The 18,708-nt window shown below is 60.4% G+C and carries 14 protein-coding genes and 6 tRNA genes; 15 read left to right on the plus strand and 5 right to left on the minus strand.

Going from position 1 to position 18,708, the window contains the following annotated elements; translation table 11 throughout:
- Window positions 1–4 precede the first annotated feature (4 nt).
- Window positions 5–3,163, plus strand: a complete 3,159-nt coding sequence (locus tag G7048_RS18870) for an efflux RND transporter permease subunit (RefSeq protein WP_205750293.1) — start codon at window positions 5–7, stop codon at window positions 3,161–3,163.
- A gap of 114 nt (window positions 3,164–3,277) precedes the next feature.
- Window positions 3,278–3,364: transfer RNA gene (locus G7048_RS18875), tRNA-Leu, on the plus strand.
- Window positions 3,365–3,478: 114 nt separating this feature from the next.
- Here G7048_RS18875 and G7048_RS18880 read toward each other — a convergent pair.
- Window positions 3,479–3,925, minus strand: a complete 447-nt coding sequence (locus tag G7048_RS18880; RefSeq protein ID WP_166069625.1) for a helix-turn-helix domain-containing protein — start codon at window positions 3,923–3,925, stop codon at window positions 3,479–3,481.
- Window positions 3,926–4,024: 99 nt separating this feature from the next.
- Between G7048_RS18880 and G7048_RS18885 the strand changes: the two genes are divergently transcribed.
- From G7048_RS18885 to G7048_RS18945, 13 genes are all read left to right on the plus strand, one after another.
- Window positions 4,025–5,218: an MFS transporter gene (locus G7048_RS18885; RefSeq protein WP_240933035.1), complete on the plus strand. Its 1,194-nt coding sequence runs from the start codon at window positions 4,025–4,027 to the stop codon at window positions 5,216–5,218.
- Window positions 5,219–5,310: 92 nt separating this feature from the next.
- Entirely contained in the window at window positions 5,311–6,468 is a 1,158-nt protein-coding gene (locus G7048_RS18890; RefSeq protein WP_166069626.1) for an acyltransferase, read from the plus strand.
- Window positions 6,469–6,894: 426 nt separating this feature from the next.
- Window positions 6,895–8,208, plus strand: coding sequence for a trigger factor (gene tig, locus G7048_RS18895; RefSeq protein WP_166069627.1), 1,314 nt, complete (start codon window positions 6,895–6,897; stop codon window positions 8,206–8,208).
- A gap of 202 nt (window positions 8,209–8,410) precedes the next feature.
- Window positions 8,411–9,019, plus strand: coding sequence for an ATP-dependent Clp endopeptidase proteolytic subunit ClpP (gene clpP / locus G7048_RS18900; RefSeq protein ID WP_166069628.1), 609 nt, complete (start codon window positions 8,411–8,413; stop codon window positions 9,017–9,019).
- A 187-nt stretch (window positions 9,020–9,206) separates the two neighbouring features.
- Window positions 9,207–10,472: an ATP-dependent Clp protease ATP-binding subunit ClpX gene (clpX, locus tag G7048_RS18905; RefSeq protein ID WP_166069629.1), complete on the plus strand. Its 1,266-nt coding sequence runs from the start codon at window positions 9,207–9,209 to the stop codon at window positions 10,470–10,472.
- Between the two features lie 153 nt (window positions 10,473–10,625).
- A complete protein-coding gene (lon, locus tag G7048_RS18910; protein ID WP_166069630.1) occupies window positions 10,626–13,070 on the plus strand; it encodes an endopeptidase La in 2,445 nt (814 codons plus the stop codon).
- Window positions 13,071–13,252: 182 nt separating this feature from the next.
- Window positions 13,253–13,328 (plus strand) — tRNA-Gly (locus G7048_RS18915).
- 49 nt (window positions 13,329–13,377) lie between these two features.
- A tRNA-Cys gene (locus G7048_RS18920) sits at window positions 13,378–13,451 on the plus strand.
- Between the two features lie 202 nt (window positions 13,452–13,653).
- Window positions 13,654–13,729, plus strand: a tRNA-Gly gene (locus tag G7048_RS18925).
- Window positions 13,730–13,860: 131 nt separating this feature from the next.
- Window positions 13,861–13,936, plus strand: a tRNA-Gly gene (locus G7048_RS18930).
- A gap of 152 nt (window positions 13,937–14,088) precedes the next feature.
- Window positions 14,089–14,180: transfer RNA gene (locus G7048_RS18935), tRNA-Leu, on the plus strand.
- 18 nt (window positions 14,181–14,198) lie between these two features.
- Window positions 14,199–14,840 carry a DUF6806 family protein gene (locus G7048_RS18940; RefSeq protein WP_166069631.1) on the plus strand — a complete coding sequence of 214 codons (642 nt, stop codon included), beginning with the start codon at window positions 14,199–14,201 and terminating at the stop codon, window positions 14,838–14,840.
- 79 nt (window positions 14,841–14,919) lie between these two features.
- Window positions 14,920–15,468: a M48 family metallopeptidase gene (locus G7048_RS18945; RefSeq protein ID WP_166069632.1), complete on the plus strand. Its 549-nt coding sequence runs from the start codon at window positions 14,920–14,922 to the stop codon at window positions 15,466–15,468.
- 15 nt (window positions 15,469–15,483) lie between these two features.
- Here G7048_RS18945 and murI read toward each other — a convergent pair whose 3' ends face one another.
- The 4 genes from murI to G7048_RS28525 form a co-directional block, all read right to left on the minus strand.
- Complete coding sequence (murI, locus tag G7048_RS18950; protein ID WP_166069633.1) at window positions 15,484–16,344, minus strand: glutamate racemase; 861 nt, start codon at window positions 16,342–16,344, stop codon at window positions 15,484–15,486.
- A gap of 84 nt (window positions 16,345–16,428) precedes the next feature.
- Window positions 16,429–17,520: a TerB family tellurite resistance protein gene (locus tag G7048_RS18955; RefSeq protein ID WP_166069634.1), complete on the minus strand. Its 1,092-nt coding sequence runs from the start codon at window positions 17,518–17,520 to the stop codon at window positions 16,429–16,431.
- A gap of 106 nt (window positions 17,521–17,626) precedes the next feature.
- Window positions 17,627–18,019: a hypothetical protein gene (locus tag G7048_RS18960; protein WP_166069635.1), complete on the minus strand. Its 393-nt coding sequence runs from the start codon at window positions 18,017–18,019 to the stop codon at window positions 17,627–17,629.
- A 12-nt stretch (window positions 18,020–18,031) separates the two neighbouring features.
- Window positions 18,032–18,667 (minus strand): CDGSH iron-sulfur domain-containing protein, encoded by a 636-nt coding sequence (locus tag G7048_RS28525; RefSeq protein ID WP_166069636.1) that lies wholly within the window; start codon window positions 18,665–18,667, stop codon window positions 18,032–18,034.
- Window positions 18,668–18,708: the final 41 nt, after the last annotated feature.

Here is an 18,708-nt window from a genome sequence, read left to right on the forward strand (position 1 = left end):
CTGCATGTCCTCCGAAAACTCCACGGGAAATCCGTTGCCGGACTTCGAGCCGAAGAAGCATTTCAACCTCTCCAAATGGGCGCTCGATCATTCGGCGCTCACGCGCTACCTGATGGTGGTGCTGATGCTGCTGGGCTTTGCCGCCTATTTCCAGCTCGGGCAGGATGAAGACCCACCATTCACTTTCCGCGCGATGGTGGTGCGCACCTACTGGCCGGGCGCGACCGCGCAGCAGGTGGCCGAGCAGGTCACCGACAAGCTCGAACGCACGCTGCAGGAAGTGCCGTTTGCGGACAAGATCCGCAGCTATTCCAAACCCGGCGAGTCGCAGATCATCTTTGAAATCAAGGACTCGTCCAAGCCCGCCGAGGTGGCGAACGTCTGGTACCAGGTGCGCAAGAAGATCGGCGACATGCGCTACACCTTGCCGGGCAATATCCAGGGGCCGTTCTTCAACGACGACTTCGGCGATGTGTATGGCGTGATCTACGCGATCCACGGCGACGGCTACAGCTACGCCGAAATCAAGGACTTTGCCGACGATGTGCGCCAGCGCCTGCTGCGCGTGAAGGATGTCGCCAAGGTCGAGCAGTTCGGCGTGCAGGACGAGAAGATCTGGGTCGAGGTTTCGCAAAAGCGCCTCGCGCAGATGGGGCTTGATTTCAACAGCGTGCTGCAGCAACTCGGCGCGCAGAACGCCGTGGAAAGCGCGGGCGCGGTCAACACGCCGCAGGACGTTGTGCAGGTGCGCGTGGGTGGCCAGTTCAACAATGTGGAGCAACTGCGCGCCATGCCGATTCGCGGCGGCAACGGTAACCAGATCCGTCTGGGCGACATCGCCGAAGTGCATCGCGGCTATGTCGATCCGGCCTCGGTGAAGATGCGTTTTGACGGCCACGACGTCATCGGCTTGGGCATTTCCATGACCAAGGGCGGCGACATCATTGCGCTGGGCAAGGCGCTGCGCGCGACCGTGGACCAGATCCAGACCACGCTGCCCGCAGGCGTGACGCTGTCGCAGGTACAGGACCAGCCCGCGTCGGTCGCCAGTTCGGTCAACGAGTTCGTGAAGGTGCTGATCGAGGCCGTGGTCATCGTGCTTGCGGTGAGCTTCATCGCGCTGGGCCTGCACAAGGGCGGGCGCTTTGGTTGGTACATCGACTACCGCCCGGGGCTGGTGGTGGCGATCACCATTCCGCTGGTGCTGGCCGTGACGTTTCTCGCCATGAATTACTTCGGCATCGGGCTGCACAAGGTGTCGCTCGGCTCGCTGATCATTGCGCTCGGCCTGCTGGTGGATGATGCCATCATCGCCGTCGAAATGATGGTGCGAAAGATGGAAGAGGGCTACGACAAGGTCACCGCTGCGACCTACGCCTACGACGTGACCGCCAAGCCCATGCTGACCGGCACGCTGATCACGGCGGCGGGCTTTCTGCCCATCGGCATCGCCAAGTCGGTGACGGGCGAGTACACGTTCGCGATCTTCGCTGTGACCGTGATCGCGCTCGTGCTGTCGTGGCTGGTGTCGGTGTATTTCGTGCCTTATCTCGGCACCTTGCTGCTCAAGGTGAAGCCGCATGATCCGAACGCGCCTCCGCACGAACTGTTCGATTCGCCGTTCTACATGCGCTTCAGAAAGGCCGTGGGCTGGTGCGTCGATCACCGTTGGATCACCATCCTCGCGACGATTCTGATCTTCGCGGCCGGCATCATGGGCATGGGCAAGGTGCAGCAGCAGTTCTTCCCCGATTCGAGCCGCCCGGAAATCATGGTCGATATCTGGTTCCCGGAAGGCACTTCGTTCGCCGCGAACGAGGAAGTCACCAAGCGCCTTGAAACGCGTCTGATGAAGGAAGAAGGCGTTGCCAGCGTGGCCACCTGGGTGGGCTCGGGCACGCCGCGTTTCTATCTGCCGCTCGATCAGGTGTTCCCGCAGACCAACGTGTCGCAGTTCATCGTGCTGGCCAAGGATCTGAAGCAGCGCGAGCTGATTCGCCTGCGTCTGCCCAAGTTGCTGGCAGAGGACTTTCCTGAAGTGCGCGGCCGCGTCAAGCTGCTGCCCAACGGCCCGCCGGTGCCTTATCCGGTGCAGTTCCGCGTGGTCGGCAGCGACCCGGACCATCTGCGCAAGCGCGCCGACGAGGTCAAGGCCATCATGCGCGCCAACACCAACATGCTGGGCGTGAACGACAACTGGAACGAGTCGGTCAAGGTCGTGCGTCTGGAAGTCGATCAGGCCAAGGCGCGCGCGCTCGGCGTGACCAGCCAGGCCATCGCGCAGGCCTCGCGCACCATGTTCAGCGGCACGACCATCGGCCAGTACCGCGAGAACGACAAGCTCATCGAGATCGTGCTGCGCCAGTCGCCCGACGAGCGCGAAGCGATCTCCGACATCGCCAACGCCTACCTGCCCACAGCCAGCGGCAAGTCGATTCCGCTCACGCAGATCGCCAAGCCCGTGTTCACCTGGGAGCCCGGCGTGATGTGGCGCTGGAACCGCGACTACGCCATCACCGTGCAAGGCGAAATCGTCGAAGGCTTGCAGGGCGCGACGGTCACCGCGCAACTGGAGCCGCAGCTGAAGGAACTCGAAGCCAAATGGAAGGCCGAGGGTGACACGGGCGTGCTGATTCAGGTGGCCGGTGCCGTCGAGGAAAGCAGCAAGGGCTCGGCCTCCATCGTCGCGGGCGTGCCCATCATGCTGTTCCTCGTGTTCACGCTGCTGATGTTGCAATTGCACAGCTTCAGCCGCTCGGTGCTGGTGTTCCTCACGGGGCCGCTCGGCATTGCGGGTGTGGCGGCGGCGCTGCTGCTGCTCAACCGTCCGTTCGGCTTTGTCGCGCTGCTCGGCGTGATCGCGCTGATGGGCATGATCCAGCGGAACTCGGTGATCCTGATCGATCAGATCGAACTTGACCGCGAAAAGGGCGTGCCTGCCCGCACGGCGATCATCGAGTCCGCCGTGCGTCGCATGCGCCCCATCGTGCTGACCGCCGCCGCTGCCGTGCTCGCCATGATCCCGCTGTCGCGCAGCGTGTTCTGGGGCCCGATGGCCGTGGCCATCATGGGCGGCCTGATCGTCGCCACCGTGCTCACGCTGCTGGCCTTGCCAGCCATGTACGCCGCCTGGTTCCGGGTGCCGAAACCTCAGCCGGAATAAAGCAAGGATCTGACGAAAAAATCGTACCCAACTCCGGCTAGAATCCCCGATTCACCAATTTCCGGTGTCTCGGGGAATCAACTTCTCCGGCGGCACCGAACGACAGACAGACCCGCGCGGGTGGCGAAATTGGTAGACGCACCAGGTTTAGGTCCTGACGGTGGCAACACTGTGGGGGTTCGAGTCCCCCCCCGCGCACCAGGTTGGCATGGCTTCAAAAATGGCATGCGAAACCGGGATGAGTCTCTCGGCAAGAACAAAGCCCGTCATCTGCAGAAGATGACGGGCTTTTGTTTTGTGCCCTGCTGTTTGCACTCAATCGACTTTGCGCACCTCTGCCTCGGTTGCAGACAGCACCCCGCCATCGCTCGCTTGCGGCGACATCACCGGCACGGGTCTGCCGGAGCGTTTGTCCACCAGCACGGAGTGCGGCTCGTCCTTGGCGAACAGGTGTTTTTCTCCCCACTGGCGCAGCGCGACGACGACCGGGAACAGGCTCTGGCCCTTGCGGGTCAGCACGTATTCCTGATACGAGGTGCCGTCGGAGGCGGTCTGCAATTCCAGAATTCCGGCCTCGACCAGCTTGCGCAGGCGGTCGGAGAGGATGTTGCGCGCCATGCCCAGACTGCGCTGGAAATCGCTGAAGCGCCGCACGCCGTCAAAGGCGTCGCGAATGATCAGCAGCGACCAGCGGTCGCCGATGCTGTCCACCGAGCGGGCGACGGGGCAGGGTTCTGCTTGGAGGGACTTGCGGCTGGGCACGATGGGTTTCCCTGTTCGGTGAATTGGTGTGGTTGCATTTTAAAACTGAGTCGTCTAGCATTCAATCGGTTTTGTTTTGAAACTGATTTGATCATGCAAATGAATGACACATCAACGCAGTTGCCGGATTGCCCGACGGGCATGTCCAGCGGATTGGTATTCATGTTCGCCATCGCAAGCGGCTTGAGCGTGGCCAACGTGTACTACGCGCTGCCGCTGCTCGATGCACTGGCCCGAGACTTCGGGATCAGCCACGCGGCCGTGGGTGGCGTGGTCACGGCGACGCAATTGGGTTGCGGGCTGGCCTTGCTGCTGGTGGTGCCGCTGGGGGATCTGGTGGATCGGCGTCGCCTGATGGGCGTGCAACTTGTCGCTTTGGTGGCTGCGCTGCTGATGGTGGGTGTTGCGCCATCGACCGTGTGGTTGCTCGCGGGCATGCTTCTGGTCGGCCTGCTGGGCACCGCGATGACGCAGGGACTGATCGCCTACGCCGCCAGCGCTGCCTCACCCGAGGAGCGCGGACGGGTGGTGGGCGGCACGCAGAGCGGGGTCTTCATTGGGCTCTTGATGGCGCGCGTGTTCTCCGGTGCCGTGAGCGATCTGGCAGGGTGGCGGGGCGTGTATTTCTGTGCGGCGTTGTTGATGCTGGCGGTTGCGTTTCCGCTTTGGCGGCGACTTCCTGCATTGCCCAGAACGGCGGGCGCAACGGACTATTGGGCGCTGATTGCGTCGATGCTCATCTTGCTGATGCAAGACCGCGTGCTCCAGATTCGCGGCGTGCTGGCGCTGTTGATGTTTGCCGCCTTCAACATCTTCTGGAGCGCCCTCGTGCTGCCCTTGAGCGCTCCGCCGTTTGCGTTCTCGCATACGGCGATTGGCGCGTTCGGGCTGGTGGGTGTCGTCGGCGCCCTGGCAGCAGCGCGGGCGGGCCGGTGGGCGGACCAAGGGCGCGGGCAGGTCGTCAGTGGGGCGGCGCTGGTGATTCTGTTGCTGTCCTGGTTGCCGTTGTCATGGATGCATTCGTCTCTGATCGCGCTGGTGGTCGGCATCGTGCTGCTGGATCTGGGTGGGCAGGCGCTGCATGTGACCAACCAGAGCATGATTTTTCGCTCGCGACCCGAGGCGCACAGCCGGCTCGTGGGGCTGTACATGCTGTTCTATGCCGTGGGCAGCGGGCTCGGCGCGATCGGCACGACGGCCATGTATGCGTGGGCAGGCTGGTCAGGCGTTTGCTGGTTGGGTGCTGGAGTGAGTTTGCTGGCGTTGCTGTTCTGGTGGGCCACGCGGCGATGAATGCCGCGGCGGTTTGCCTGAGTACAATCCGCCCACTTTTTCTCTCACCAACCCTCCAGCCACCCGTCGACAGGTCGTTTTGCATGCAGCTTGTGAAGTCCGTCGGAGGTCAACGATTCGCGTCGCTCGATGGCTTGCGAGGCATTGCTTGTGTGGTGGTGGTGATCTGCCACTACCTGCAGATCTATGTTCCGGCTGCGTTCGAGCGCAATTATCCTGATCTGTTCGGCGAGAAGTGGCTGGTCAATTCGCCGCTGAATCTGCTGTTCAACGGACATGCGGCGGTGATTCTGTTTTTTGTGCTGAGCGGCTTTGTGCTGTCTGCGCCGTTCTTTCGCGGCGTTGGATGGGGCTGGTATGCGCGCTCGATCATCAAGCGCTACCCGCGACTGGCGATCCCGGCGCTGGTGTCGTCGCTGCTCGCCTGCGGCCTGATCGCCGTCTTCGGGGTGCGCTATGTGGAGCTGAATGCCTATTCCGGCTCCAACGTGACGACGTTTTTGCCCACTGCGGTGGATTTCCGGCTGGCGGCGTGGGAAGGCGCGATTGGCTCGTTCTTTGACGGCAAGTTCAGCTACAACCCGGTGCTCTGGACGATCAGGGCGGAATTGTTCGGGTCACTGCTGGTTCTGGTTTTGACTCCGTTGGTCGGCAGGTTGCCTGCGTGGGTGCGGTATGCCGTCTACGCTGCGGTGATCTGGCGGTTTGCAGACAACAACATGGTGGCGTTTGCCTTTGGCGTGCTGGCGAGCGATCTGCTGCTGCGGCAGCCGCGCATGCAGGTGGTGCTCTCGCGGAGCTGGGCGAGTGCGCTGGTTTTCGTGCTCGGCCTGTATTTGCTGTCCAAGCCCTACTACATTCCCTATGTGAATTTCTGGTGGCCGGTGGATTGGCTGATGCCCGATCCGACCATGCTCAAGCCGCATGTCACGGGGGCTTTTCTGTTGATTTTGAGCATTGCCTCGATGGCACCGGTGCGTGGCCTGCTGGAGGGGCGTGCCGCTCAGTTCCTCGGGCGGCAGTCTTATTCGCTGTATCTGGTGCACTTTCCTTTGCTGGGCACGCTCGGAGCGCTGGTGATTCTGCCGCTGGTGGCGCGGGTGGGGTATGGCTGGGCGCTGCTGCTGGCGTTTCCGGTCGTGATGGCGCTGTGCTTGGGGTTGTCGGTGATTTTCAACCGCTGGGTCGATGAGAAAGCCGTGTCCTTTTCCTCTTGGCTTGCCGGGGCTTTGTGGCGAGAGCGGCGTTGACCGGCTTGCCGGACGCCCGCCCAGTCCTAAGATTGGTGACATTTTGTTTGCGAAGCCGTGACAGGCGCTCCTCCCGAATTTCCTCTCCGAAAAGCCGACAGGGCACGGAACAGGGCCTCGGCCGGGCCTGCGGCCTCGTTTTTCAGTCGATCAGGGCGTTTGTGCAGCAGGGCAGTCGGGAGTCCCCGAGGGCTACCCCCGTGCGTGCTGGGTATAATCTTTGGTTTCGCGCATTCCTTGGCCGGATTTCGTCCGGCTTTTTGCGCGCGAAATAAATCTAAGTTTTAGATATTGATGTGGGCGAGGCACCAGCTTTTCGACGGCTTGGCACCTCGTGCACGAGACACGTGAGACTTTGGCGGAACACGGTGCAGACTGCTTGCACTGCAGTCGGCTCGGTCCACAGCCCTGATACTAGGAACTACCATGGCCGTAACAGTTGAAAATCTTGAAAAGCTCGAGCGCAAAATCACGCTGAGCCTGCCCGTTGCCTCGATTCAGAGCGAAGTTGACTCGCGTCTGAAGCGCCTGGCTCGCACCGTGAAGATGGACGGCTTCCGTCCAGGCAAGGTGCCGATGAGCGTTGTGGCCCAGCGTTATGGCTATTCCGTTCAGTACGAAGTGATGAACGACAAGGTTGGCGAAGCTTTCGCTCAAGCCGCCAATGAAGCCAACCTGCGTGTTGCTGGCCAGCCCCGCATCACTGAAAAAGATGGCGCTCCTGAAGGCGAAGTGTCGTTCGACGCCGTGTTCGAAGTGTTCCCCGAAGTGAAGATCGGTGATCTGGCTTCCGCCGAAGTGGAAAAGGTTTCCGCCGAAGTGAACGACGCCGCCATCGACAAGACGCTGGACATCCTGCGCAAGCAACGCCGCACCTTCGCACAACGTGCCAAGGACGCTGGTGCTGAAGACGGCGACCGCGTGACCGTGGACTTCGAAGGCAAGATCGACGGCGAGACTTTCGCTGGCGGCAAGGCTGAAGAGTTCCAGTTCCTGGTCGGCGAAGGCCAGATGCTCAAGGAATTCGAAGACGCAGTGCGTGGCCTGAAGGCTGGCGAAAGCAAGACTTTCCCACTGGCTTTCCCAGAGGACTACCACGGCAAGGAAGTGGCCGGCAAGACCGCCGACTTCCTGGTGACCGTCAACAAGATCGAAGCCGCCCACCTGCCTGAAGTGAACGAACAGTTCGCCAAGTCTCTGGGCATCGCCGACGGTACTGTGGACGGCCTGCGTGGCGACATCCGCACCAACCTCGAGCGCGAAGTGAAGTTCCGCCTGCAGGCTCGCAACAAGCAAGCCGTGATGGACGCTCTGGTGTCCAAGGCCGAGCTGGAACTGCCCAACGCTTCCGTGCAAGCTGAAATCGGCCGTCTGCGCGACAGCGCTGTTGCCGATCTGAAGCAACGCGGCATCAAGGATGCCGACAAGGCGGAAATCCCTGAAGACGTGTTCCGCCCACAAGCCGAGCGCCGCGTGCGTCTGGGTCTGGTGGTGGCCGAGCTGGTCAAGGCCAACAAGCTGGAAGCCACTCCTGAACAACTGAAGGCGCACATCGACGAGCTGGCTGCTTCCTATGAGAAGCCAGAAGACGTGGTGCGTTGGTACTTCAGCGACCGCAACCGTCTGGCCGATGTGGAAGCCGTTGTGATCGAAAACAACGTGACCAACTTCGTGCTGGAAAAGGCCAAGGTCAACGACAAGGCGATCTCCTTCGACGATCTGATGGGCGCTCAGGCCTGATTCTTTCAGGACGTGCCTGACTTGCCGCTATGATGGTTGGTGAGTCAAAGCCATGAATGGGGCTTGTACTTTGCTGTGCAAGCCCCATTTCATTTCTGGTGACCTGAATGGGTGGTGTGTTGGCCGAGTTCCAAGGAGCTCTCCGCCTGCCGATTCGGGACGGTTTGTACAAATTTCGTACGGTATCTCTCTGGAGTAATACATGAGTGCACTGGAAACACAGGCCTTGGGCATGGTTCCCATGGTCATCGAGCAGTCGGGTCGTGGCGAGCGTTCCTACGACATCTACTCGCGTCTGCTCAAGGAGCGCGTGATTTTCCTGGTGGGCGAGGTCAACGACCAGACCGCCAACCTCGTCGTGGCGCAGTTGCTGTTCCTCGAGAGCGAAAATCCCGACAAGGACATTTCGTTCTACATCAACTCCCCCGGCGGCAGTGTGACGGCCGGCATGGCGATCTACGACACCATGCAGTTCATCAAGCCCGACGTGTCCACGCTGTGCTGCGGCTTCGCGGCGAGCATGGGTGCCTTCCTGTTGGCGGCCGGTGCCAAGGGCAAGCGTTTCTCGCTGCCCAACTCCAAGATCATGATCCACCAGGTTCTGGGTGGCGCTCGCGGTCAGGCAACCGACATCGAAATCCATGCGCGCGACATTCTTCGCACCAAGGAACAGATGAACCGCATTCTGGCGGAGCGCACCGGTCAGCCCTATGAAAAGGTCAAGGCCGACACCGAGCGCGACTACTTCATGACGGCTCCGGAAGCCAAGGAATATGGCCTCGTGGACGAGGTCATCTCCAAGCGTCCTTGATGGATGTAGGCGCCCACTGTGGTGCCGCAGTCACGCAAGGCATGGCGCTTTCTCTGATGCCACTGTCAAGAATGGTGATTTCGACCGGTTTTTTGCCGCAAGAAAACCCATAAAAGGCATCAGGTGAAGCGCCGTTTTTTATTTCGTTATCATCAGACTACGTTCCTTGTCATAAGGCATTGTTTCCATGGCCGAGAAAAAAGGCTCTTCCAGCGAAAAAAACCTCTATTGCACCTTCTGCGGCAAAAGCCAGCACGAGGTGAAGAAGTTGATCGCCGGTCCGTCTGTGTTTATTTGCGACGAGTGCATTGATCTGTGCAACGAGATCATCCGTGACGAACCGCAGGCGAGCGACAACGCTCGCGAAGGTCGCGGCGATCTGCCTGCGCCCGCAGAAATCAAGTCCAATCTCGACAATTACGTGATTGGTCAGGAGAAGGCCAAGCGCACGCTCGCCGTGGCCGTCTACAACCACTACAAGCGTCTGCGTCACAAGGACCGCGCCGGCAAGGATGACATCGAGCTCGCCAAGAGCAATATCCTGCTGATCGGCCCGACCGGCTCCGGCAAGACGCTGCTTGCACAAACGCTCGCACGCCAGCTCGACGTTCCGTTCGTGATGGCCGATGCCACCACGCTGACCGAAGCAGGGTATGTGGGTGAAGACGTCGAGAACATCGTCCAGAAGCTGCTGCAAAGCTGCAACTACGATGTGGAGCGCGCTCAGCGCGGCATCGTCTACATCGACGAAATCGACAAGATCTCGCGCAAGTCGGACAACCCCAGCATCACCCGCGACGTGTCGGGCGAGGGTGTGCAGCAGGCGCTGCTCAAGCTCATCGAAGGCACGATGGCGAGCGTTCCACCGCAAGGCGGCCGCAAGCACCCGAACCAGGACTTCCTGCAGATCGACACGACCAACATCCTGTTCATCTGTGGCGGTGCGTTCGCCGGTCTCGAGAAGGTGATCGAGAACCGCACGGAAGCGTCCGGCATCGGCTTCGGCGCGACGGTCAAGAGCAAGAAGCAGCGTTCGGTCTCCGAGGTGTTCCAGGAAATCGAGCCCGAAGATCTGATCAAGTTCGGTCTGATTCCCGAGCTGGTCGGCCGTATGCCCGTCGTCACGTCGCTGGCTGAACTGAGCGAAGACGCGCTGGTGCAGATCCTGACCGAGCCCAAGAACGCGCTGGTCAAGCAGTACAGCAAGCTGCTGGCGATGGAAGGCGTGGACCTCGAAATCCGCCCCGCCGCGCTCAAGGCGATTGCCCGCAAGGCGCTGGCCCGCAAGACCGGCGCTCGCGGTCTGCGTTCGATCATGGAGCAGGCGCTGATCGGCACCATGTTCGATCTGCCGACCACCGACAACGTGGAAAAAGTCGTTGTGGACGAATCCACCATCGAAGAAGACCAGTCTCCGCTGCTCGTGTACCGCGAAGCCGCCAAGACGGCCTGACCCAGGACGTTTCTTTCGGCAAGACGTTTGATTTGACTGTCGCCCCGTTGGCAAGCGCAGTCAGAGACCGTAATCCACCGTGACCCTTGTGGCACGGTGGGTTGAAAAATTGACCCGCGGCCTCAACTCCAGGGTGCTATTAAAGGATTTTGAATGTCCGGAAACACTCCATTGCCCGCAACCCCCATTGATCTGCCGCTGCTCCCGCTTCGGGATGTCGTGGTGTTCCCGCACATGGTCATTCCATTGTTCGTGGGTCGCCCCAAGAGCATCAAGGCGCTGGAATTGGCCATGGATGCGGATCGCCGCATCATGCTGGTCGCGCAGAAAACCGCCGCCAAGGACGAGCCTTCCGTCGAAGACATGTTCGAGGTCGGCTGCGTATCCACCATCCTGCAGATGCTGAAGCTGCCCGACGGTACCGTGAAGGTGCTGGTCGAGGGCCAGCAGCGCGCCAAGGTGGAATCGATCAACGACGCGGAAACCCATTTCCTCGCGAGCGTCACGCCGATGGAAACGCCCACCGTGGACGATCCGAAGTCGAGCGAGATCGAGGCCCTGCGCCGTGCCGTGATGCAGCAGTTTGACCAGTACGTCAAGCTCAACAAGAAGATTCCTTCGGAGATCCTCACGTCGATCTCCAGCATCGACGATGCCGGTCGTCTGGCTGACACCATCGCCGCGCATCTACCGCTCAAGCTCGAGAACAAGCAGCTCGTGCTCGACATGGCCGATGTGAAGGGGCGCCTCGAAAACCTGTTTGAACAGCTTGAACGCGAAGTCGACATCCTGAACGTCGACAAGCGCATCCGTGGCCGCGTCAAGCGCCAGATGGAAAAGAACCAGCGCGACTTCTATCTGAACGAGCAGGTCAAGGCCATCCAGAAGGAACTCGGTGAAGGCGAAGAAGGTGCTGACATCGAGGAGATCGAGAAGAAGATCAAGGCCGCTCGCATGCCTCAAGAGGCGCGCAAGAAGGCCGAGGGCGAGCTGAAAAAGCTCAAGCTCATGTCGCCCATGTCCGCCGAAGCGACCGTGGTGCGCAACTACATCGACGTGCTTACCGGCCTGCCGTGGAGCAAGAAGACCAAGATCAAGCACGACCTGCAATTCGCGGAAGACGTGCTGAACGAGGACCACTACGGCCTCGAAAAAGTCAAGGACCGCATTCTTGAGTATCTTGCTGTGCAGCAACGCGTGGACAAGGTCAAGGCACCGATTCTCTGCCTTGTCGGCCCACCAGGCGTGGGCAAGACCTCGCTCGGCCAGTCGATCGCCAAGGCCACGGGTCGCAAGTACGTGCGCATGGCGCTCGGTGGCATGCGTGACGAAGCCGAGATTCGCGGTCATCGCCGCACCTACATCGGCGCGATGCCGGGCAAGGTGCTGCAGAGCCTGAACAAGGCCGGCACGCGCAATCCGCTGTTCCTGCTCGACGAAATCGACAAGCTGGGCATGGATTTCCGTGGCGATCCGTCGTCGGCCCTGTTGGAAGTGCTCGACCCCGAGCAGAACAACAAGTTCGGCGATCACTATGTGGAAGTGGACTTCGATCTGTCGGACGTGATGTTCGTGGCGACGTCCAATTCGATGAACATTCCGCCCGCGCTGCTCGATCGCATGGAAGTCATCCGCCTTGCCGGTTACACGGAAGACGAGAAGACCAACATCGCGATGAAGTATCTGCTGCCCAAGCAGATGCAGAACAACGGTCTGAAGACTGAAGAACTCGAAGTGCAGGAAAGCGCCGTGCGCGACATCGTGCGCTACTACACACGCGAAGCGGGTGTGCGTTCGCTGGAGCGCGAGATCTCCAAGGTCTGCCGCAAGGTGGTCAAGCAGTTGCTGCTCAAGCAGGTGACTCCGCAGGTCAAGGTGACGGGCGACAATCTGGCCGAGTACCTGGGTGTGCGCAAGTTCACCTATGGCCATGCCGAGAAGGAAGACCAGGTCGGTCAGGTCGTTGGTCTGGCGTGGACGGAAGTGGGCGGCGATCTGCTGACCATCGAAGTCGCGACCATGCCCGGCAAGGGCGGCGTCACGCGCACCGGTTCGCTGGGAGACGTGATGAAGGAATCCGTCGAGGCCGCTCGCACCGTGGTGCGCAGCCGTGCCCATCGTCTGGGCATCAAGGATCAGGTGTTCGAGAAGCGCGACATTCACATCCATGTGCCGGACGGTGCCACGCCCAAGGACGGTCCGAGCGCGGGTGCAGCGATGACGACGGCCATGGTGTCGGCTCTCACGGGCATTCCAGTGCGCGCAGATGTCGCCATGACGGGTGAAATCACCCTGCGTGGTGAAGTCACTGCCATCGGTGGTCTGAAGGAAAAGCTGTTGGCCGCACTGCGCGGTGGCATCAAGACGGTGCTGATCCCTGAAGAGAACGTCAAGGATCTGCAGGAGATTCCGGACAACGTGAAGAGCGGTCTGGAGATCGTGCCGGTCAAGTGGATCGACAAGGTGCTGGAAGTGGCGCTGGTTCGCCAGCCGGTTCCGCTGACCGATGAAGAGATAGCTGCAGCCAATGCGGCAGCGGCTGCTGCTCCGGCGGCACCTGCTGCACCTGCGGCGGATGCAGGCTCGGTCAAGCACTGATCGCGCTTGAAATTGAAAGAAACCTGCGCTGAGCGGTGGAGGAGGTCGTGATGGCCTTCTTTGCCACTTCGGTGCAGATTTTTTTGAAAATTGGCGTGCTTTTGGCTGACGGCTCGGAAATCTAGGATACAATTCGTTCAACGCAGCAAACACAGTGTATACTGTGAGGCTTCAAGAAATTCGCGGGAATAGCTCAGTTGGTAGAGCGATACCTTGCCAAGGTATAGGTCGACGGTTCGAGCCCGTTTTCCCGCTCCAGATAATGGCAGTTTGATCGGTGGATCAGGCAGCTGTTTGAAGAGATCAAGGCGCGATAGCAAATCGGTTATGCCCCGGATTGCAAATCCGGTTAGACCAGTTCGACTCTGGTTCGCGCCTCCAAGACAGCTTCAAGCCCTGCAGGCAATCGACTTGCAGGGCTTTGTTTTTCAAGAGTTGTGTTTGGACGCACTGGTGCAGAAAGCCGTCACAGGCACTGTCAAACGCGGGTTTCGGAGGTTGTTGAAGAAAATTTGACAACTTCTCTGGATGACGAAATTTTCGTTGTAGAATTCAAGTCTTCGCTGATGAAGCGAGGCAAAATGCGGGAATAGCTCAGTTGGTAGAGCGATACCTTGCCAAGGTATAGGTCGACGGTTCGAACCCGTTTTCCCGCTCCAGATTTTCTGGTCTGGTGCAGAGATGCAGAAGGCCAGCGTTGCTGGAGGTGCGTTTCAGAGTTATCTGAGCCGCATGAAGGCGATAAAAGTGATAGAATTGAAGTCTTCGGTTCGCAAGGATTGAAGAAAATGCGGGAATAGCTCAGTTGGTAGAGCGATACCTTGCCAAGGTATAGGTCGACGGTTCGAACCCGTTTTCCCGCTCCAAATCCCAAAGGGAAGCCCAAAAGGCTTCCCTTTTTTGTTGTTGAGGCGCGTGCAACATCGATGAACGCGTCATACCGATCTAGACACTAGAGTCTGGTACTTGGACCCAAGCCCCGCGCAATGCGGTAAGCTGACCTCCTTGTGCATCAGGCGCCTCGATGGTGAAATTGGTAGACACTGCGGACTTAAAATCCGCCGCTTCCGTAAAAGGGGCGTGCCGGTTCGACCCCGGCTCGAGGCACCAGTAATGAATCCGTTCAATATGTCAAACTACAACGCACCCTTCGAAATCCATGTCCACGGTCAGGTGCAGTTGCGCAGCGATGTCGATTTCGATCAGCTGCAGGAAGCTCTGACTCCCTTGTGGAAGTACGCTGGCGCCCGCTCTCTGGCTGCTGGTGCCGCAAGCGCTTACGAAGAAGAACCTGGTATCCAGTTCGATCCCAAGGCGCATGTGCTCCAGATGTGCTGGACCGTGCGTGGCGACGAGGATTTCCGTCAGTCGCTCGACGAAATGTGCATGGGCCTGAACGAACTGGCCGAGCAGGGCGCTGCCATCGAGGTGACGTTCTACGATGCCGAGTTCGATGATGAAGACGGCGACGAGCCACCGGAAGGCGCGGAAGCCCGCGACGACTTCGTGATGCTGTTCGTTGGCCCGACGCCTGCGGCCATCATGCAGGTGCAGCGCGATCTGCTGGTGCAGGATGTCATCAACATGATGGAGCGCCACTTCGACGCCTCCGAGCTGGCTGGTGTGGTGGGTGAGATCGACAAGCTGTTCAATCAGCGTTTCGATGATCTGGTGAACTCGCTCGAAATCGGCAAGCCTCCGCGCGGAGCAGGCGGTTCGGGCAGCGGTGGTCATGGCGGCGGTGGTCGTCGTCCGCGTCACCTGCACTGATCATCATCTTCGTTTTTTGCTTTTCCAAAGCCCGCCGGTTCGCGCCGAGCGGGCTTTGATCTGATTGCCTGCTGCAACCATGGCCTCGAACGCCAATCCTTTGCTCGCCAACACCGATCTGCCTTATCTGGGTGGCTATTCGCCCACGCTCAAGGGGCAGGCGCGTGCCTTGCTCGATCAGGGCAAGCTGGGCGATCTGCTGGCGCGCAAGTACCGCAGCGCGCACCAGGTGCGCAGCGACAAGGCGCTCTACGACTTCACGCAGGAGTACAAGCAGCGCTATCTGCGCAATGCAGGCACGATCAACAAGGTGCTGTTCGACAACAAGATCCATGTGGTGCGTCATGCGCTCGGTCTGCACACCAGCATGTCGCGTGTGCAGGGCGGAAAGCTCGCGGCCAAGCATGAGATTCGTGTGGCCTCGTTTTTTCGCCAGGGACCGGAAGAGTTTCTGCGCATGATCGTCGTGCATGAACTGGCGCATCTGCGCGAGAAAGACCACGACAAGCCTTTCTACCAACTGTGCACGCACATGGAGCCGGAGTACCACCAGTTCGAGCTGGACACACGGCTGTATCTCACCTATCTGGACAACGGCGGCGATCCGCTGTGGGACGGCAGCAACTGAGCGCTTGTGATGCGCTCAGGCAGGCAATGCCGAGCAGTGCTCCGGCCCGAGATGGAGCCAGCGTTCAGCCGCTGCTTGCAGTGCACTCAGTCGGCCCGTCGTGTACAGATGCAGGCCGCCCGCTGGTGCTGATTCGCCAGTCTCATCTGCCAGCGTGTTGCGCTGAACAAGGATGCGGCGCGTCTGCCGTGCAACCGGTGCACCCGTGTCGATGATGTGCACATCGGGCCCGATCAATTGGCGCAATTCGTCCTTGATGAACACGTAGTGCGTGCAGCCGAGCACCAGCGTGTCGATGTCTCCGGTGCGCACGCCAAAGCTGCCCAGCGCACCGGTGTAGCGGTCGCAGAGTTGACGGATTTCTGTGATGGAGGGGCCGGTCGTGGCGTCTTCTTCGACGCTGCGCTCGATGGCGCGCACCAGTCCGTCGCAGGGTTGCGAGCGAAACTCGGTTCCGTCAGAGAACGCCTGGCGCAGTTGCTCGAAGCGCGCGCTCTGTACCGTACCGCGTGTGGCGATCACGCCGACCCGATGCGTCTGGCTGCTGCTGGCGGCAGGCTTGAGCGCGGGCTCGACACCAATCACCGGAAGGTCGGGAAATGCACTGCGCAGTTCGGCAACAGCCGCCGTCGTGGCCGTGTTGCAGGCAACGACCAGCGCCTTGATATGGTGCTCGTCCTGCAGATAGCGCGCAATCGCCAGCGTGCGCTGCTTCACGAAGTCATCGCCGCGCTCGCCGTAGGGCGCATTGCCCGAATCGGCAAGGTAGACGAAATTTTCGTGAGGGAGTTCGCGGCGCAGTTCCTGCAAAACGCTCAGGCCACCAATGCCGCTGTCGAACACGCCGACGGGCGAGGCTGAATTATGTTGAGACATGGCCGGATGAACTCCCGAAAGGCTTGGCTTACACTGGTGTGCGATTCAAGCGGCCATTGTCCTGCTTTTGCCGGAACTTTGCAGTCAGCGACCGCGCACCATGTCCATGATTTTCGCGGTGTTCAGGTTGCGTGCCATGTCCTGCATCTGCGGTGCGTATTGCGACTGCAGCGCGCGACCGTCCTGCATGATGTGCTCGTAGGTGCTCTTGAGCATCTGCGTGCTGAGCGTGCGTCCACCGGCGTAGTATTGATTGGCCACATGGCCGAGCGCGTAGGTCGACGCGAAGCTCATGCCGCTGCTCACCGCCTGGCGACCGACACCACCGAAGAGGCCGCCGCCGAGCACGCGGCTCAGCAGTTTGCGGCCCGCTTGTTCGAGGTATTGCGACGTCAGACCCACGCCGAGCGCGGCCAGCAGATCCTTGATGTGGCCCTTGTCGAGCTGGTAGCCGTAGGTCTCGCCGATCTGGTAGACAAGGCGCATCTGCAGCGGAATGATCGCGAGCGTGGACAGATTCTCCGGCAGCAGTTCGATCGCGCCGTTGACGATGGAGGCCTTGAGAATTTTGGCATCCATTTCCTGCGTGGACAGCGCGCTTTGTTTGCGCTCGGCATTGGCACTGCCAAGCGAATCCGCAGCCGTTGGATGCGGTGCGGTCTGTGTGCCCGGCATGACGGGATCGCCAATCACCACGGGTTCCAGAGCACCTTCCAGCGGCGCGTTGGCAATCACCTGCGCGTGTGTTTCCACGGCTTCTGCAGTCGCCACCGTGGCGGCTGCCGCAGCCCCTGCAGTGGCCGCAGCAGAGGCTGCAGATGAAGCGGGAGTGGCAGCGGGCGCAGAAGCTTCGTTCATGCCCAGCGCGGACTTGAGTTCAGCGAGAAATTGCGTTTCCTTGGCACTGGTCTGGCCGTCCGCATCGCAGACGCATACCGCCATTTCGTAGGCGAGCTGGCGGGACTGTTCATTGCTCAGTTGTGCGGCGACATGGGGCAACTGGATTCGGCGCAGCAGCACGTCCTGGTAGAGGCTCGGCAGATTGACATCCGCGTGCTGACCGAGTGCATCGGCCACCTGCTTGATCTGGTCGCGCTCGCGGTCGTGCTTGGCGTTGTCGGCATAGGCCGCCAGCAGACAGATGCTCAGGATCGAGCGGACTTCTTCATTGGACATGTTGTTCAAAATGCGGCTCCTGTATGTCTGGAGAACGAGATGTGCGAGATCTACGAGATGCTTCGCAGTTTCGCCGAACGCGGCATTTCCGCAGCGGCTCAGGGGGCTAGGTGAGATTTTCCGGATCGTCGTAGGGCAGATCGTCGGGCTCGACGTTCACATAGTCTGGCTCGGGCATGGAGGTCAATCGAACGGCAGCGACGTCCGCGTCTCCGTTGAGCACGGCCTTTGAAACACGGTGCATGCCGTCCATCACACGCCCATCCGGGCACAGGATGATCGGATACGCCAGATCGGCCTCTTGCACCAGACGCATGTGGTCGATGATGTCCTGCGTCGTGGGATGCGCGTCACTGAACCAGTAGGCCTCGTTCAACTCGCGAATCTGGCTGAGCGGAACGCGTTGAACCGGAAGCTCGCGCGCGAGTCGCACGAGGCGATGCACGTCCCACGCCAACAGGCCGCGTGCATCGCGTCGAAAGTGATATTGCTGTCGCATGCCGCCAGTGCGTCAATCTGCCGTGAATCCGGCCTTCACATGGCTGCCGTCGCAATACGGCTTGTTCTGCGAATGTCCGCATCGGCACAGCCACACGTCGGTCACCTTGTTGATGGTGGTGCCGGTGCCGCTCACCATCTCCAGCGCGCCGGTGACATGCAGTGGACCGTTGGGCGTCGGGTCGATGGTCAGCGTGCCGTTGCGCTTGTCCAGCGCATCGAACTTCTTGGCCGCTGGCTCGCCAGTCGCATGAAAGCCGATCGCCACATGCGTGTGATCGCAGAACGGCTTGTTTTTCGATGCGCCACAGCGGCACAGCGTGGCGCGAAAGCCTTCATCGGTGCCCTTGATGTCGAGCGGCGCATGAAACGCCAGCGGTCCGTTCTCGCGGATATGCACGAGATTGACGACCGGGGCCTTCTCCAGCGCATCGCCATTGGGTGCCTTGCACTGGATCGCGCCGGAAGGGCAGTTGTGCGCAATCTCCAGCACTTCGGCGGCTGACGCATTTTCCGGGTGAATCCACTCGCCGACCACATTGGGCACGAACACATCGGGCCGGTTGAGCACGCAGTTGCGTGAATGAATGCAGCGCGTGCCATCGAATTCAATGGTCACGTCCGCCGATTTGACAACTTCCTTGGACATCGTGGGTTCCTTGTTTGCGTTGCGCGAACTTGTCGTTTATC

The sequence above is a fragment of the Diaphorobacter sp. HDW4B genome (assembly GCF_011305535.1).
Classification (GTDB): domain Bacteria; phylum Pseudomonadota; class Gammaproteobacteria; order Burkholderiales; family Burkholderiaceae_C; genus Diaphorobacter_A.